General features: G+C 37.7%; 15 protein-coding genes and 1 CRISPR repeat array. Of the genes, 12 read left to right on the top strand and 3 right to left on the bottom strand.

The genetic code is table 11. The features are described 5' to 3' along the window. Window positions 1-92 precede the first annotated feature (92 nt). The gene (locus CFS04_RS04700; protein ID WP_088809473.1) at window positions 93-890 is read left to right on the top strand and encodes a DUF422 domain-containing protein; all 798 of its coding nucleotides are present in this window, start codon (window positions 93-95) and stop codon (window positions 888-890) included. 5 nt (window positions 891-895) lie between these two features. Here the strand turns inward: CFS04_RS04700 and CFS04_RS04705 are convergent, their stop codons facing one another. Together CFS04_RS04705 and CFS04_RS04710 are read right to left on the bottom strand one after the other, a co-directional pair. Beyond that, complete coding sequence (locus CFS04_RS04705; RefSeq protein WP_162859593.1) at window positions 896-2,389, bottom strand: NAD(P)/FAD-dependent oxidoreductase; 1,494 nt, start codon at window positions 2,387-2,389, stop codon at window positions 896-898. Window positions 2,390-2,446: 57 nt separating this feature from the next. Continuing rightward, window positions 2,447-2,638: a DUF2187 family protein gene (locus CFS04_RS04710; protein WP_088809475.1), complete on the bottom strand. Its 192-nt coding sequence runs from the start codon at window positions 2,636-2,638 to the stop codon at window positions 2,447-2,449. A gap of 391 nt (window positions 2,639-3,029) precedes the next feature. Here CFS04_RS04710 and CFS04_RS04715 point away from each other — a divergent pair, with 391 nt between their 5' ends. The 9 genes from CFS04_RS04715 (at window position 3,030) to cas2 (ending at window position 12,043) form a co-directional block, all read left to right on the top strand. Beyond that, on the top strand, window positions 3,030-3,296 hold the full coding sequence (locus tag CFS04_RS04715) for a phosphocarrier protein HPr (RefSeq protein ID WP_007472257.1): 267 nt from the start codon (window positions 3,030-3,032) through the stop codon (window positions 3,294-3,296). Further along, window positions 3,296-5,014 carry a phosphoenolpyruvate--protein phosphotransferase gene (gene ptsP, locus CFS04_RS04720; RefSeq protein WP_088809476.1) on the top strand — a complete coding sequence of 573 codons (1,719 nt, stop codon included), beginning with the start codon at window positions 3,296-3,298 and terminating at the stop codon, window positions 5,012-5,014. Before CFS04_RS04715 ends, ptsP begins: the two co-directional genes overlap by 1 nt. A 114-nt stretch (window positions 5,015-5,128) precedes the next feature. After that, entirely contained in the window at window positions 5,129-5,848 is a 720-nt protein-coding gene (cas6, locus tag CFS04_RS04725; RefSeq protein WP_088809477.1) for a CRISPR-associated endoribonuclease Cas6, read from the top strand. Window positions 5,849-5,868: 20 nt separating this feature from the next. Further along, complete coding sequence (gene cas8a1 / locus CFS04_RS04730) at window positions 5,869-7,539, top strand: type I-B CRISPR-associated protein Cas8b1/Cst1 (RefSeq protein WP_088809478.1); 1,671 nt, start codon at window positions 5,869-5,871, stop codon at window positions 7,537-7,539. Beyond that, window positions 7,536-8,396: a type I-B CRISPR-associated protein Cas7/Cst2/DevR gene (cas7i, locus tag CFS04_RS04735; protein ID WP_088809479.1), complete on the top strand. Its 861-nt coding sequence runs from the start codon at window positions 7,536-7,538 to the stop codon at window positions 8,394-8,396. Before cas8a1 ends, cas7i begins: the two co-directional genes overlap by 4 nt. Continuing rightward, window positions 8,374-9,129: a CRISPR-associated protein Cas5 gene (cas5, locus tag CFS04_RS04740; RefSeq protein ID WP_205408885.1), complete on the top strand. Its 756-nt coding sequence runs from the start codon at window positions 8,374-8,376 to the stop codon at window positions 9,127-9,129. Before cas7i ends, cas5 begins: the two co-directional genes overlap by 23 nt. Window positions 9,130-9,184: 55 nt before the next feature. Continuing rightward, complete coding sequence (locus CFS04_RS04745; RefSeq protein ID WP_088809481.1) at window positions 9,185-11,341, top strand: CRISPR-associated helicase/endonuclease Cas3; 2,157 nt, start codon at window positions 9,185-9,187, stop codon at window positions 11,339-11,341. Window positions 11,342-11,370: 29 nt separating this feature from the next. Beyond that, window positions 11,371-11,760 carry a CRISPR-associated endonuclease Cas1 gene (locus tag CFS04_RS04750; RefSeq protein ID WP_304441940.1) on the top strand — a complete coding sequence of 130 codons (390 nt, stop codon included), beginning with the start codon at window positions 11,371-11,373 and terminating at the stop codon, window positions 11,758-11,760. Window positions 11,761-11,764: 4 nt separating this feature from the next. Further along, on the top strand, window positions 11,765-12,043 hold the full coding sequence (gene cas2, locus CFS04_RS04755) for a CRISPR-associated endonuclease Cas2 (protein WP_088809483.1): 279 nt from the start codon (window positions 11,765-11,767) through the stop codon (window positions 12,041-12,043). Between the two features lie 188 nt (window positions 12,044-12,231). Continuing rightward, window positions 12,232-12,726: a CRISPR direct-repeat array (repeat unit 30 nt; unit sequence GTTTTAATCTATGTATTATGAAATGTAAAT). 563 nt (window positions 12,727-13,289) lie between these two features. Here cas2 and CFS04_RS04760 read toward each other — a convergent pair. Further along, entirely contained in the window at window positions 13,290-13,997 is a 708-nt protein-coding gene (locus CFS04_RS04760) for a DNA alkylation repair protein (RefSeq protein ID WP_088809484.1), read from the bottom strand. Window positions 13,998-14,145: 148 nt separating this feature from the next. Between CFS04_RS04760 and CFS04_RS04765 the strand changes: the two genes are divergently transcribed. Both CFS04_RS04765 and CFS04_RS04770 read left to right on the top strand, forming a co-directional pair. Further along, window positions 14,146-15,177 carry a YdcF family protein gene (locus CFS04_RS04765; protein ID WP_088809485.1) on the top strand — a complete coding sequence of 344 codons (1,032 nt, stop codon included), beginning with the start codon at window positions 14,146-14,148 and terminating at the stop codon, window positions 15,175-15,177. A 13-nt stretch (window positions 15,178-15,190) separates the two neighbouring features. Continuing rightward, the gene (locus CFS04_RS04770) at window positions 15,191-16,051 is read left to right on the top strand and encodes an NAD(P)-dependent oxidoreductase (protein ID WP_088809486.1); all 861 of its coding nucleotides are present in this window, start codon (window positions 15,191-15,193) and stop codon (window positions 16,049-16,051) included. Window positions 16,052-16,066: the final 15 nt, after the last annotated feature.

Below are 16,066 nucleotides of genomic sequence, written 5' to 3' on the forward strand. Positions count from 1 at the left end.
TCGCAACAAAACATATTTTAAACGGCTTTTGTCGGCGAATTTTGTTATAATGAAACAAAGATTTTGTTTTTTAGCAATAGAGGAGTGTTGATGTGTTAGAAAAAAACTATAAATTTCTATTGTGGCTATATATTTTCTGGTTTCTAGGAAGCATTTTATTAATTTCAATCGGTGTCCTACCATCAAAAATAACGGGTGTGCATTCCATCTTTCTTATATTTACTGGGATTTTTGCGATGGTGTTTTTCATCGTTCAGTACGGGAAAGGACTTGGGACAGCTATTACCATTTTAATTTTTGCGGTTACAACTTGCATTGAATGGATGCAATTGAGTTTTGCGGATGATATGTATACGTTTAATTATGGTTTTATGATAAAAGGAATTCCAGTTACATTTGGCTTTATTTGGATAGGGTTAATCGCGGGGACGCACGTTATCGCACGCGAAATTACGCTGAAAGTAAATATTGATTGGCTTCGCGGCGGGATGTACGCGGTTATTGCGGCGACGATGGTGATGGTTTTTGAAGTGCTTGTTGAGCCGATTTCCACACAAGTTAAACAATTGCCTTTTCTCGGAAATGGTTTAACGATTTTACAATTTTCGGATATCACGGATTGGTTTTTGCTAGGATTAATTCTCCATTTGATGATTTACTTTATTTTAAGTTTGACAAATCGTTGGGAGAATTTGAAATATCCCGATTTAAAATCTGAAATTGTTGTGGTCTATTGGATTATTTTAGCTTTCTTCATTTTTTTATCACTATATGCAGATCTTTGGGCAACGATAGTAGTAGGATTAATTGCAAATGTGATTTTTACAATTTGTTATTACTTAAGCTTGGAAACAAAACCAGATTTCACATCAAAAAAAACGAAAACGTGATAACATCATGTTTTCGTTTTTTTGATTTGTTCGGCAACAAAATTGGCGCTTTCAATAATATAGGGTAAGGTTGTTCCCGGATGGGCGCTTGTGCCAACGACAAATAAATTAGGAAATTTTTTCTGCAAGCGATGCACAGGGTGCCCCGTACCAGTTTGTTTGATGCTCCGAACTAAGCCGTGAATGGCCCCTTGGTAAAGATGAAAATCGTTCTCCCATTCTTTCGGCGTAAGCACCTTTTTTTCGACAATATGTTCTTCTAAATCGGGAATATGAAGCCGTTCTTTAACAACTGAGAGCACTTTTTGTTCGAAAGCTTGGCGTTCTTTGTCCCAATTGATTTGGCTTTCATTATTTGGAACGAGAACCATAATCCGGAGTGCCGTATGACCAATTGGTGCCATTGTTGTATCGGAAACGGAAGGGTTCACGACGTAGACGGTAAAATCCTCTGGTAAAGTTTTCAAATGAATTAATTCATCTTCATATTGCTTGTAGTTTTCAGGGAAAATAACGGACTGATGTTCCAAAGGGAGAGTTTTATTAAGTCCCAAGTAGATCATAAATGCGCTTGTAGAAAATTTCTTTTTCGTCAAGTTTTTAGGTGGCGGCGTGTCATGCATGAGTTCGGTCATCGTATAGGCATAGTCGGTATTAATGATATATTTATCCGCCTGAATGTGCTCACCGCTTTTAAGTGTAAAGCCAACAATTTGTTTGTTGTGGAATGAAAAATGTTCGACTTCCGCATTTAAATGAATGCGCCCACCATTTTCGAGAATGACGTCTGAAATGGCTTTGAAAAGCTGGCTATGCCCACCAATTGGGTGATACAGGCCGTAATAAAATTCGGAAAATGGAATGATGCTATACATGCCTGGTGTTGTAGACGGGCTCATGCCCATGTTGCGAACTTGGAAGGAGAAGGCTAGTCGCAAATTTTCATCGGTGAAAAAACGCGAAGTTTCATCTGCCAAATTGCGACCTAAGGAAAGGCTTGGAAGTGCGCGCAGCATGGTAGGTTTGAAATAGTCCCAAAGTGAAGAAAGGCTCGACATCATTAGCGGCGCGAGGTAGAGTGACTTCTTCGCATTTTCATTCATGTAGCGTAAATAGTTTTTCTCATTATTAGGGAAGTGTTCGTTCAGTTCTCTGATGGTTTGAAGTTGGTCGTGATAGGGTGAAAATGTTTGCCCATTATTGAAGAAAAGCTTGTACATAGGTTCTACGGGGACAAGTGTGACGTAATCTTCTAAATTGCGGTTTGATTCCATGAAAAGAGCAGTTAAGGTGTGTGGCATTGTAATGGAAGAAGGGCCAATGTCAAATTTATAATCGCCTAGCGTAAGCCGACTGGTACGCCCACCAATAAAAGCGTTTTTTTCATAAATATCGACTTCGTAGCCAGCTGAAGAAAGGCGCATGCCAGCAGCTAACCCACCTGGTCCAGCACCTATGATGGCAATTTTTTCTTTTTTCACAATTTGTTCAGCTCCCATTTTATTTTTGGCATTAAAAAAGCGCCAACCGATAATGCGGTTTTAATGCGCCATTTTTTAATCTTCTTTAGACGAGTGAATAATTTTGTAATTTTTATGATTGACAACGGTTTTTTCTTCGATGCCGAGATCGTTAAAATTTTCCATATAGGTTAAATCAACAATAACCGAGTTTTCATTAATTTTCTCTACAATTCCTGTGAGTCCATCTTTAAATTCAATAATATCGCCAACATTTGCTTTAGCCATTTATTATCACTCCCATACATTTGAGGTGGAAACAAGTTCTTTCACTTATTAAATTAACTCCTAGTTTGCACTAAATTCACAATAATTGCAAATAATACGGTTTCACTGGGGATTCTCAAGAAAATGATTGTTAAAAAAATATCGATATTAGCTATAAAATGTGTTTTATTAAACTGTAATTGCCCGGTGGAACTACTGGAAAATTGCGTTTCGAAAGGAATTCAGCTAAAATAAAAGGGTAGCGATTTTTTTACGCCAAAAATATCAAGAAATGGTTGTAACCGATGCAAAAACATGGTACTCTTTTTAATTGAGGGATAGCCTTTTTTGCTGAGAAATCATTTTGGTGAAAAAGGTCACAATAAATTTCTTTACAAAGGAGAATGTAATTATGGAACAAGCAAGTTTTGTAGTAATCGATGAAACAGGAATTCACGCACGTCCAGCGACTTTGTTGGTGCAAGCTGCAAGCAAATACAGCTCTGATATTCAAATTGAATATACAGGCAAAAAAGTAAACCTTAAATCTATCATGGGTGTTATGTCTTTAGGTATCGGTAAAGGTGCTGACATTACGATTCATGCTGAAGGTAGCGACGAAAAAGAAGCTATTGAAGGTTTAACTGAGGTACTTAAGAAAGAAGGCTTGGCTGAATAATGGTAAAAGAGTTGAAAGGGATCGCAGCATCTGATGGGATTGCCATTGCGAAAGCTTATCTGCTCGTTGAACCGGATCTTTCTTTTGGAAAATCTGAAGTGGCTGACGCAGAAAGCGAAGTAAAACGTTTTCAAAGCGCGGTAGATGTTTCTAAATCTGAACTGACTAAAATTCGTGAGCAAGCGGCGAAAAGCTTAGGTGAAGATAAAGCACAAATTTTTGATGCACATCTACTTGTTCTTAATGACCCAGAACTTGTTGGGCCAATTGAAGAAAGTATTAAATCAACAAAGACAAATGCTGAGGCTGCTCTTCAGGAAACTACGGACATGTTCATTTCGATGTTTGAATCCATGGATAATGAATATATGCGTGAACGTGCGGCAGATATTCGTGACGTTAGAAAACGCGTCCTGTCACACTTACTTGGCGTGACGATTCCGAACCCAGCTTTAATCGATGAAGAAGTGGTTGTTGTGGCAAGTGATTTAACACCTTCTGATACGGCTCAATTAGACCGTAACTTTGTTAAAGGCTTTGTCACTGACATTGGTGGTCGTACTTCTCACTCTGCGATTATGGCGCGTTCTCTTGAAATTCCAGCTGTTGTTGGAACGAAAGAGGTAACCGCTGATACAGCAGAAGGTGAATTAATCATCATTGATGGTTTAGAAGGAAATGTGATTGTCAATCCAACTGAAGAACAAGTGGCTCATTATAAAAAAGTTCAATCTGACTTTGCGGCTCAAAAAGCAGAGTGGGAAAAACTTAAAAATGAGGAAACTGTTTCTAAAGATGGTAAACACGTTGAACTAGCTGCTAATATCGGAACACCTAACGATTTAGAAGGTGTTGTAGCGAACGGCGGCGAAGCGATAGGCTTATACCGTACTGAATTTCTTTATATGGGGCGTGACAACTTCCCAACTGAGGAAGAACAATACGAAGCGTATAAAGCGGTTCTTGAAGGTATGGAAGGGAAATCTGTTGTTGTTCGTACACTCGACATCGGCGGAGACAAAACACTTCCGTATTTAGAATTACCTGAAGAGATGAACCCATTCTTAGGTTTCCGTGCAATTCGTCTTTGCTTTGCAAATGAAGACTTGTTCCGTACGCAACTTCGCGCGTTACTTCGTGCAAGTGTACACGGTAAACTGAAAATCATGTTCCCAATGATTGCAACAGTTGGCGAGTTCCGTCAAGCGAAAGCAATTTTACTTGATGAGAAACAAAAATTAGTTGCGGCTGGAACTGACGTAAATGAAAACATCGAATTAGGTATTATGATTGAAATCCCAGCAGCTGCAGTGATTGCGGACCAATTTGCTAAAGAAGTTGATTTCTTCTCCATTGGTACGAATGATTTAATCCAGTATACAATGGCGGCAGACCGTATGAACGAACGCGTTTCCTACTTATACCAACCGTATAACCCATCCATTTTACGTTTAATTAAAAACGTCATTGATGCTTCTCACAAAGAAGGCAAATGGACTGGTATGTGCGGGGAAATGGCCGGGGATCAAACAGCGATTCCATTACTACTTGGCTTAGGCCTTGATGAGTTCTCAATGAGTGCTTCAAGCATCTTGAAATCTCGTTCCCTTATCAAACGTCTTGACCAAACAGAAATGGTTAAACTTGCTGACGAAGCACTAAACAAAGCAACAGCTGAAGAAGTTGTTGAGCTTGTTGAAAAATATACAGCTGAATAAGCTGAATGGAGAAACTAGGAGCGATGATGCTTCTAGTTTCTTTTTATGGTGAAAATAAGTGAATGAACTTTTCTATGTGATATGTTATTATGAAGTGAGGGAGGAGGGATATAAATGAGATTAAAAGTCAATTTTCAATTTACAGAAAATGAAATTCCGAGAGATTATCGGAGAAAGTTTTTGAGCATTATGAAAATGGGACTAGAAAAAGAAAATCCACAACTTTTTGATGAACTTTTTCATTCAAATAGACAAAAAGATTACACATTTTCGGTGTTCTTGCATAACCCAGTTTTTAAAACGGATATGATTGAGTTGGGTTCAAATGAAGGCGTATTCAATTTTTCAACGGGCAATACAGAACTATGTGTCAATTTCTATAATGCATTTTGCGGACTTCGTAATAAGAAATTGAATTTCACTAAAAATAATCAGCTAGTAATAAAGGATATTCAAATTGTTTCTGTGCCTGATATCCATCAGGAGCAAGCGTATTTTAAATTCTTGTCACCGCTTATTATTAAGTCACATAATCGAGAAACGTACAAAGATACATTCTATTATTTTGCTGATGATGCTTTTGAGGCAACATTAAAAAGTAATCTTTGTACAAAATTGCATAAGAAATACGGGAGTTATATTGAAAAAGATATTCAAGATTTGCAATTTGATACACGACAAATGAAGAAAACTGTAGTGGATATTTATGGAATGAAAGTAGTTTGTTCAATCGGGACGATGGGCGTTTTTGGGAAAGCTTATTTGCTGAACGAAATGTTGCGAAATGGAGTAGGCTCAAACACGGGTATAGGTTTCGGTTTCGTCGAGGTTTAGGCTACAGGAGGTGAAAACATATGTTGGAATTTGAAACATCAGATTGGGCTTTTAATTCAGCTCTTTCTGGATTTATTAACATTGTAGGTGAGGGAAATGTAACTTACATTGATAATCAGCGAGTGTCAGTCAATCGGGAATTGTTAGAAGACTTCTCCAAAAAGTATTTTGATTATTTGATTGATACATATGAAAAAGTTTTACCTTGGCATAGGATTGTGTCATATAAAGAAAAAATAACTGAGTTTGAAGAAAATCAATTTGATAATTTTTCAGAAAAAGATTTAGAAAATTTAAATCTTTATATCAAAAATGTAGTAAAATACTACTTTTCAAGCGCTAGCTATAAAGCTGCTTTTTCACTAATTGACACAGACTTTGATCCAGAAATAGAAATAAAAACTTTAAAACCGATTAATTTGAAAAAGAAAGACGTTTTTAGTGAGGTTAAGGCAGATATTCTGCCACAAGTAAAAGAAAACTTCGAGGTTCTGACAAAGCTCATTGATTACGCCTCATCAGAAAAAGGTCGGAAATATTTGGCAGGGAAGAATGTCGTTTATACGTTAATTAAAAATAATTGGGAGGGCGTTTCTTTTTTGAATCGCAATACGAAAGAGAAAGATTTCTACATTGACTTTGAAAATCATTTTGTAGAACCAGCAAAGGCTTATTTAGAGGCGGATAAAACGAAATATAAGTATCACTGTGCCAATTGTGACGCGAAAATAAAAGATTTAAAGCTAGACTACTCTTTTTTAACAAATACAGGGTTTGATGTTGCGAGGAAAGCATCGCATATTTGGAATCAAGATAATGATTTGGCGATGTGTCCAGTTTGTAGACTTGTTTATGCGTGTATGCCTGCTGGTTTTACGTTTATTCAACGCGAGGGAATTTTTATTAACAGCAATGCGAATATTAAAGAGATGGTTCATGTGAATCAAGCCATGAAAAATGACTTAAGTACAGGGCTAGATGATAGAAATAAATCCGTTTATCGCGTCCTTGTTTCGCTGGTACAAGAGAAGCAAGTTGAAAAGCATCGTTATGAGCTAGCTGATATTCAAGTTGTTCGTTATGAAAATGAAAACTATCGCTTTAATTTGTTATCTAAACCAGTCCTTGAATTGATGAATCGTTTTGAGGACGAACTGAAAAGTTTAATTGGTATGAATTTCAAAGATGGTAACGATAGGTTGTATCTCTTTCAGGAAGTCATTAAAAACTTACTCGATAATCAAAACCTATTTTTGCTAATTCATAAGCTTGTTTATTATAAAATCGCGAATTATGGTCAATTATTTTATTATAGTCATCATATTATGATTGTGCTTAAAATGAATAGTTATTTTACGGGAGGAGCGGGGAATATGTCGCAAACAATTACGCTTGAAGATTTGGAGAAAGTACGCGCTAATGCCTATTATTTCAAGGAAGATTTAAAATCTCGCAAAAGAGATCAAAAAATACAAGGTATTGCGCATCAGATGCTTAACGCAGTTAAAACAGTGAATCGTGGCTTGTTTATGGATATTTTACTTAAAAATTATTCTGCTGTAGATAAACAAGTTCCAAAGATTTTCTTACGTATTTTTGATAATGATGATAATTTTAGAACGATTGGTTATGCCTATTTGACAGGGTTAATTGGTGAGACGAATGTGAACAATAAGGAGGAAGCAAAATGAAAACTAAAGGATTAACAGCAACGATTATTTTTCAAGCAGAAAGTGCAAATTACGGGGAATCAATTGGGAATGTATCGGCACTGAAGAAAATTTCACGTGATAATGGTGATTTATATACATACATCTCACGTCAAGCGCTTCGTTACAATATGATTGAACAGCTTGGTGAGGAGACTGCACCAGTTCAAGCAGAAGGTAGTGGCGATAAAAAAGTGATTCAATTTGACGCAAATGCACAAATTAATAAATATCCAGAAATTGATTTTTTTGGTTATATGAAAACGGAAAAAGGGACGAGTGGCCAAAAGCGTAATGCGAAAGTTCGTCTTTCGAATGCAATATCAATGGAAACATATAAAGGCGATTTAGACTTTTTAACAAATAAAGGTCAAGCGGATAAAATTGGGGAGCATATGAATATTGCGCAGTCGGAAATTCATCGTTCTTTTTATCGCTACACAATCACAATGGATTTGGATCAAATTGGGATTGATGGGGATATTCAAATTGATAATGCGGAAAAGGCGCGCCGGGTGAACAAGTTGCTTGATACGATTCAATTTTTATATCGTGATATTCGTGGTCGCCGAGAGGATTTAAAACCGTTATTTATTATTGGTGGCGTGTACGATATTAAAAATCCAATTTTCCAAAATGAAGTTTTTGTGAAGGAAAATAAGGTTGCGGTTTCCGATGATGTCTTGCCTGAGGCGATGCGCCAAGATACGCTTTCAGGTGTTTTGAAAGGGATTTTTGATAATGAAACGGAGATTCGTGAAACTTGGCATGCGACAGCTGTTCCCGTCTTTTTTGATGCTTTAAAATCGAAAGTAAGTGCGTATTATGAAAGCAATTAGGGTGAAGCTTTGGCAGGATTTTGTGAATTACAAAAAGCCGACTAGTTTCCAATTGAAGGAAACATATCCGCTTCCGCCGTTTTCAACGGTGATTGGCATGGTTCATGCGCTGGCTGGTTTTGAGTCGTATCATGAGATGGATATTAGTGTGCAAGGAAAATATTTTTCAAAAGTGAACGATTTATATACGCGTTATGAATTTAAATCTGGTATGAGTTTTGAGAAAGGGCGGCATCAAATTGATGTTAATGGGCTAGGCGTTGGTCGGGGGATTGCGACAGCGGAGCTATTAGTTGACGTCGAACTTTTACTTCATATTTTACCCAAAAAAGAAGAAGATTTTGAAGTGATTTTAGATGCGTTTAGCCGGCCGAAAGAGTATCCGTCGCTTGGGCGTCGTGAGGATATTGCGACGATTATAGAAGCGAAGGAAGTTGATGTTGATGTGAAAACACTTTCCAAACAAGCTGGTTTGCCGGAAAATTACGGGGCTTATGTGCCAGTTGAGAGTGAAACTGATGTGAAGCGGACAGAATTATACGGTTTAGAACAGGTCGGAACGCGTTATCGTTTACCAAAGAACTATGTGTTAGAAAATTTTGGAACTGCCAAAAAACCTAAAATTTTCCGTAGATGGAATAAAAAAGATGTGTTTTATATGTCAGAATTTCGTGGTATGCGAAAACGTGATTTCTGGGTGGATTCGGACGGATATTTAGTGTTTTTTGTATAAAAAAGAGGAGCGGGGGATTTTGAGATTCTCCGCTTTTAAAATTTGGAGGGAAAATATGAGGACGTTTTATGCGAAATCAAATCCAAAAGAGACGATTCAAGAACATACAGACGAATTACTGCGCAATTATGATATTTTAAAAGCTATTTATCCAGAAATCAAAATTGATTGGTATTTGTTGCGATATGTTTGTTTATTACATGATTTTGGTAAGATGAATGACTTATTTCAAGCTAAATTATTTTCAGGTAAAAAGAAATTAGAAAATGAGATTCCTCACGGTTATTTAAGTTTAGCTTTTATTGACTTAGAGCGTCTGGAAGAGCTTGGGTATAGCAAAAATGATATTAAAGTTGTCTTTCAAGCGATTGCTTATCATCATGAACGAAAATTTCACGGGAAAACAAAAGATATTGAAGCAGGGTTTAAAATGCTGAAAGAAGCTGCGGCAAATTTTGATTATACGAAATGGGAGCAACCAATTGAACCCGCAGATGAACTTGAAACAGAATTTTTCGCTGTGGGGGAACTAACCTTTGAAAATGATTATGATAACTTTAAAAAATACGTCCTCTTAAAAGGTTTGCTGAATCGGATTGATTATGCGGCTAGTGCTGACGTGCCAGTTGAGTGGGAAAATAGGTTTTTGGAGCGGGATTTAGCGGCTTGGAAAGATGAAAAAGGGATTTTAGAGTGGAATCCGCTGCAAAAATTTATGTATGCGCATCAAAATGAGAATGTCGTTGTGGTGGCGCAGACTGGAATGGGTAAGACGGAAGCAGGGCTTTTATGGATAGGCGATGCGAAAGGCTTTTTCACTTTACCGCTAAAAACGGCGATAAATAGTATTTATGAACGGGTGAAAACGGAAATTTCGACCGAGAATACGACTGAAAAAGTTGGTTTATTGCATTCGGATATTTTTTCGCGCTATTTGTTAGATGAAGAAGAACATGATATTGATGAATATATGACGCGGACGAAACAATTGTCGTTACCGCTTACTATTTGCACATTAGATCAGATATTTGATATTGTTTATCGCTATCCGGGTTTTGAGCATAAACTTGCAACTTTATCTTATAGTAAGGTGATTTTAGATGAAGTTCAGATGTATTCACCTGATTTGCTTGCTTATGTTGTCATTGGGCTTAAGTATATTCAAGATTTTGGCGGCAAATTTGCGATTTTAACAGCGACTTTGCCTGGAATTGTTACGCATTACATGAAACAGGAGAATCTTGAGTTTACTATGCCAGAAAAACCGTTTATTACTGACGTATTTCGCCATTCAATACGTGTGTTGCACCGCGAAATAGATATTCAAGATATTTTAGAGCACTCTTTTGGAAAACGAGTTTTAGTCATTTGCAATACGGTGCAAAAAGCGAAAGAAATATTTACTGCCATACGAAATGCTGGCATTAATACCCATTTGTTCCATAGCCAATTTATTCGCGGAGATCGCCGTCAAAAAGAGGAAGCTATTTTAAGTGACGGAGAGCTAGAAGCGGATTTTACGGGTGTTTGGGTCGCGACACAAGTCGTGGAAGCCTCGTTAGATATTGACTTCGATTTGTTGTTTACGGAGCTTTCTGACATAAATGGTTTGTTTCAAAGAATGGGACGTTGTTATAGAAAACGCGAAAATCCGGCTGAAAACAATATTTTTGTGTATGATGGTGGTGAGAAATGGTGTAGTGGTGTTGGTTATGTTGTTGATAAGGACATTTTTAAGTTTTCTAAAGAAGCGATTTCTGGGCTTGATGGGAAATTGTTGGAGTGCGAGAAGATGCGGCTGATTGATGAGGTTTATTCGTATGAGAAGTTAGCTGGGACGATGTATAATGAAGAGCTTGAAAATAATATTAAATACTTGAAGGATATGTGCGCGTATGAACTAGATAAGCAAAAGGCAAGAGAGTTATTCCGCAATATTCAATCGGTGTCGGTTATTCCGAGAAAGATTTTTGAGGAAAATAATATGCTTATGGAAAAATATCAAAATGCTTTTGGCAAACTTGAAAGGCAGAAATTATGGGAAGAAATAAAGGATTTGCAAGTGGATGTTCCGGCGTATTGGTATGATAAATCGGAGAGCGATACCTTTAAACTGTCAGAATATAAACGGCTTAATATTATGGAGTGCTTGTATGATAAAGAAATTGGCGTGACACGAAAAGAAAGGGAGAAAGAAACTCAGTTTTTCTAAGGTGGCATAATGCGAATTAGAAGATTGAGCTGACACGGGATATTTATTTGTTTGGTGAGGTTACGACGAATACGAAGTGTTTAAATTATTTAGCAGAGAAAAAGATTCCCGTACATATTTTTAATTACTACGGTTTTACTCTGGAACATATAATAGGTGATCGATTAATTTTTTCTTTGTTGAATAAAAATACGATTACGGAGGGCGACTTTGAGGAAAAAGCCAATTTCTATTATATAAAACCGAGTGGTCAAAAGAAAGTGCTACAAGCGTATGATGAAAGGTTAAAAGAAACACTTCGTCATCGGGATTTAAAGCGAAATGTTTCCTACCGTCGCTTAATTCGTTTGGAATGTTATAAAATTGTTAAAACTTTAATGGAAGATGAGCCTTATCAAGGTTTTAAGATGTGGTGGTGATTTTATGTATATTATCTTAATCTATGATATTCCAAATGGCGAGGGCAGTGCGAAAGTTGCGCGTAAGATTTTTAAAACTTGTAAAAAATATTTAACACACATTCAAAAGTCCGTTTTTGAAGGGGAGGTTACACCAGCGCTTCTCATGCAACTAAAGCTTGAACTTAATCAACATATTCGAAAAGAGAGGGACTCTGTCATTATTTTTAATAGTCGCAATCAAAAGTGGCTAGAAAAAGAGTTTTTAGGTCTTGAAGATAGTAAGACATCTAATTTTTTCTAATCTGTCGATGCTAGATAGCGTAAAAACACCTGGGGGTCGACAAAAACTTGTTATCCGTTCTGGCAGAATGGATAACAAGTTTTTTTGTTTGTGAAACTAAGGAAAACTTGAAAAATAACTCCCGAAAATCAGAGGTCGACAGAAAAGCCTTTTTGAGGTAAGATGGGAGTAGGGCTCGCGAGGGTACCTGTTTTAATCTATGTATTATGAAATGTAAATTAAATCTTTTTAATATTTTATAACTTGCCATGTTTCAGTTTTAATCTATGTATTATGAAATGTAAATTGATTTGTTTGTCGGCATAAGCTTGTCCCTGTTGTGTTTTAATCTATGTATTATGAAATGTAAATGAGGGATTTAGACCAAGCGAACGACGCGCGCGAACATGTTTTAATCTATGTATTATGAAATGTAAATGTAATTTGGATCGTATTTTGATTTAAAACTTTGAATTGTTTTAATCTATGTATTATGAAATGTAAATACAAAAGTTGACGGTTGGGGATACGCCGAGAAAGACACGTTTTAATCTATGTATTATGAAATGTAAATGCGCTTCTTCTACAATTTCTTTTAAAGCTTCTATTTGTTTTAATCTATGTATTATGAAATGTAAATCCACATCAGAACGTATCTGGCCCAATTCGGCAGTGTTTTAATCTATGCATTGTGAGATGGAAATACAGGAGGCGTATTTTTAGGGTGTTCCATACATAAAGTTTTAATCCGTGCATAAAAACTACAGTTTCTGCATTTTTGTGGTATTCTAGTCTACATATTATGAAATATGGCTGCAATTTAGCATTGGGAAACTAGTTTTTTTAACTACAAAACTACACATTCTAAAAAAGCAAAAATCATTAGAAGCGCAGTGCATCTGCGGAAATGATTTTTGCTTTTATGTGTGTTTGTATAGTGATTGCATATGCAATTTGTTTGCGGGGATAAAATGGGTAAAACCCGCTGTTTTTGTAATAATCCGCACTAGCTTTCTTCAAAATGAACAAAAAAGGGGATTATTTTTGCGCGATTGTTCAAAAAATGTCTACAGAAAATGGCGGTGAAGTCTGGTAAGATATTACTTGTGATGAGGAAAACACTGTATGCCTCATCATAAGTATTCCTTTAATTACAAAACGAGCTGTTCAACCTTTTGACCTAGCCATCTTATCTTGGCTAGGGTCTTTTTGTTTTTAGTTGGAATTAACCTTACTTGAGTGCCTAAAAGCACTCTTTTTTTTATGCTCAGCAAATGGCGCGTTTGCGTTTTTTGCCAATGCGGTCCATTTCGATGACTTTTTGAATGTACGTAGATGCCACGGGGACTTTACACGCGGTGTTGCCCATATCCACATAGACTGTGCCGATGTTCTTGGCAACAGATTCTGCTTGCGAAAGAAGGGGTGGGTAATAGGTTCCGGTGCAGATAACAAAATTGTTCATGGTGTATTTGACGTTGTTTCTTGCGTCGTGGATTGTTTTTTCGACTTTTTCTAACAAATGAAGCACTTCGGTTTTATTGATTTCTTCGTCTTTCGCGATGGAAAGGTAATTTGCGTAGCAGCTCCAGCCAGTGCTTTCAAGTTCTTTTGGTGCCTCGTGAAGCCAATAATTGGCGAGGGCAGTAGCGTACGGAGTTTCTGCTGCAAGGCTTGCGACAATTGCTTCACGAATGCTTTTCGAATTGGCAATTTCTGCCCAGTGAAGCAAATCTTCTTTTGTAAGTTGCTTTGGGTCACACGTTAAGCCCGCTAAATACTGTGCATCATAATTTCCGGTTTCGAAAAGGGCGTGTGCCAAATTCGCAGCTTTTACTTTTTTCACAAGTTGTTTTTTCATATCTCCAATTTTCACACCGAACAATGGCTCGTTCACATCATGACGTAGCAAAGTCTTCTTCGTCTGCTCACTCCCTAGCGCCGCGAGCTCGTTCATAACCGACTCAAGATTCATGTTGTTCCTCCTTTTTATAGCGTTTATCCTCAGTATAACGAAGGTTTTTTGGAAAAGCTAGCTGGGCTTCACAAAAAAGAAGCTGAGTGTAGCGAAATAAAGCATGAAAAGTTATAATGAATGGGAACAATAAAAAGGGGATGAAACGATGTTTTTTGCTTTCTTTGCGGCCGTTTTTTTAATGGTTTTTGCTGTGCTTTACGTGTGGGATAGGCGTAGAATTAGTAACGGGATATTTTTGACAATTGGTTTGTTTTTCTTGTTGTTGTCAATTCTTTATGTCGTTTTGACGGTTTCAGACCGAGTTGATCTCGTTCGGGTTATAGTGACGGGGGTTGCGATTATTCTCTTTTTGCTTATTCCGTTCTTTTTCTTCGGTCTTATTTTCGGGCTTATAATGAATGGGCGTACGATGATGAAAAAAGAAGGGAAGCGGCTTGCTAACTTGTTGCCGATGTTCGCTGGTCTAGGGTTGTTAGCTTTGTTTATTTGGGGCATCGCACAAGGGTCAGTAATTTCGATTCCGCAACTTGCGGTCCTTTACGCAGCGATTATTACAATTTTAACGTATTTCACGTTTTTCTTTGTGACGTTTTTAATTTCTTGTTTCGTCTATCAATACAATTTCCCGCGCTACAACCAAGATTTTATCATTGTGCTCGGAAGCGGCTTAATTGGTGATAAGGTCCCACCATTACTTGCGAGCAGGCTAGACAAAGCGATTTCTTTTTACAAAAAACAGCTTGAAAAAAAGGGGAAACAAGCGACGATGATCGTATCTGGTGGGCAAGGTGAGGACGAACTGACGTCTGAGGCGAACGCGATGCGGCTTTATTTGCTTGAAAAAGGGATTCCCGAGGACTACATCATGATGGAGGACAAATCAGTGAATACGCTGCAAAATATGCGCTTTTCGAAGGCGAAAATGGACGCGATTTTGCCGAAGTATAACAGCATTTTCACGACGAACAATTTTCACTTGTTTCGAGCAGGTCTTTATGCGAAGAAAGCGGGTTTAAAGAGCCAAGGAATTGGTTCAAAGACGGCCTTCTATTACATGCCAAGCGCTTTAATGCGCGAATTTATTGCGGTTGTGATGATGCATAAAAAATTAAATTTAATGATTGTCGGCTTGATTTTGCTTATGTTCCTAGTGCTATTTCTTATTTCATTTTTATAGAGGAGGAGTTTTGATGAAAAAAATTGGTTTTATTGGTATTGGTGTGATGGGAAAAAGCATGGTTCGAAATTTGCTGAAAGCGGGTTTTGACTTACATATTTATACGCGAACAAAATCCAAAGCAGAGGAGCTTCTAAATGAAGGGGCGACTTGGCATGACAACCCAGCTGAATTAGCGGCTACGGTGGACGTTTTAATTACTATGGTTGGCTATCCGAGCGACGTCGAAGAATTGTACCTATCCGAGGGCGGCTTTTTAGAAACGATGCAACCTGACACACTCGCGATTGATATGACGACCTCCTCACCAGAACTAGCTGCACAAATTGCTGCGGAAGGTATAGAGGCAGGCATTGCAGTTTTAGATGCCCCTGTTTCAGGTGGGGATATTGGCGCGAAAAACGGTACGCTTAGTATTATGGTCGGCGGGGACGAGTCGGCGTTCCAGCGCGCCAAACCGATTTTTGAGGCGCTTGGCGAAAGCGTCATTTTACAAGGCGGTGCTGGTTCTGGCCAGCATACGAAAATGGTGAATCAAATTGCGATTGCCTCGAATATGTTAGGCGTCACAGAGGCGATTTTTTATGCAGAAAAGGCAGGACTTGATCCTGAACGCGTCTTGAAATCCATCGCCGGTGGGGCGGCAGGCAGTTGGTCGCTCAGCAATTTAATCCCACGCGTTCTAAAAGATGATTTCTCACCGGGCTTTTTCATTAAACATTTTATCAAAGATATGCGAATCGCAATTGATGAAGCAAAAAAAATGGGGATTGACTTACCTGGTTTAACTTTAGCTGAACAAATGTATCAAACACTCGCTGAACGTGGTCTTAGCGAAGCGGGAACGCAGGCGCTAATTAAATATTATAATTAAAAAACATCCCGTAAA

Origin of the sequence: Listeria sp. ILCC796, assembly GCF_900186175.1 — a bacterium.
Lineage (GTDB): Bacteria > Bacillota > Bacilli > Lactobacillales > Listeriaceae > Listeria > Listeria goaensis.

What these genes read in the sequence shown, in the direction of transcription:
- CFS04_RS04705 (WP_162859593.1), bottom strand. Translation starts at nt 2,389, where the DNA reads ATGGGAGCTGAACAAATTGTGAAAAAAGAAAAAATTGCCATCATAGGT.
- CFS04_RS04710 (WP_088809475.1), bottom strand. Translation starts at nt 2,638, where the DNA reads ATGGCTAAAGCAAATGTTGGCGATATTATTGAATTTAAAGATGGACTC.
- CFS04_RS04715 (WP_007472257.1), top strand. Translation starts at nt 3,030, where the DNA reads ATGGAACAAGCAAGTTTTGTAGTAATCGATGAAACAGGAATTCACGCA.
- ptsP (WP_088809476.1), top strand. Translation starts at nt 3,296, where the DNA reads ATGGTAAAAGAGTTGAAAGGGATCGCAGCATCTGATGGGATTGCCATT.
- cas6 (WP_088809477.1), top strand. Translation starts at nt 5,129, where the DNA reads ATGAGATTAAAAGTCAATTTTCAATTTACAGAAAATGAAATTCCGAGA.
- cas8a1 (WP_088809478.1), top strand. Translation starts at nt 5,869, where the DNA reads ATGTTGGAATTTGAAACATCAGATTGGGCTTTTAATTCAGCTCTTTCT.
- cas7i (WP_088809479.1), top strand. Translation starts at nt 7,536, where the DNA reads ATGAAAACTAAAGGATTAACAGCAACGATTATTTTTCAAGCAGAAAGT.
- CFS04_RS04745 (WP_088809481.1), top strand. Translation starts at nt 9,185, where the DNA reads ATGAGGACGTTTTATGCGAAATCAAATCCAAAAGAGACGATTCAAGAA.
- cas2 (WP_088809483.1), top strand. Translation starts at nt 11,765, where the DNA reads ATGTATATTATCTTAATCTATGATATTCCAAATGGCGAGGGCAGTGCG.
- CFS04_RS04760 (WP_088809484.1), bottom strand. Translation starts at nt 13,997, where the DNA reads ATGAATCTTGAGTCGGTTATGAACGAGCTCGCGGCGCTAGGGAGTGAG.
- CFS04_RS04765 (WP_088809485.1), top strand. Translation starts at nt 14,146, where the DNA reads ATGTTTTTTGCTTTCTTTGCGGCCGTTTTTTTAATGGTTTTTGCTGTG.
- CFS04_RS04770 (WP_088809486.1), top strand. Translation starts at nt 15,191, where the DNA reads ATGAAAAAAATTGGTTTTATTGGTATTGGTGTGATGGGAAAAAGCATG.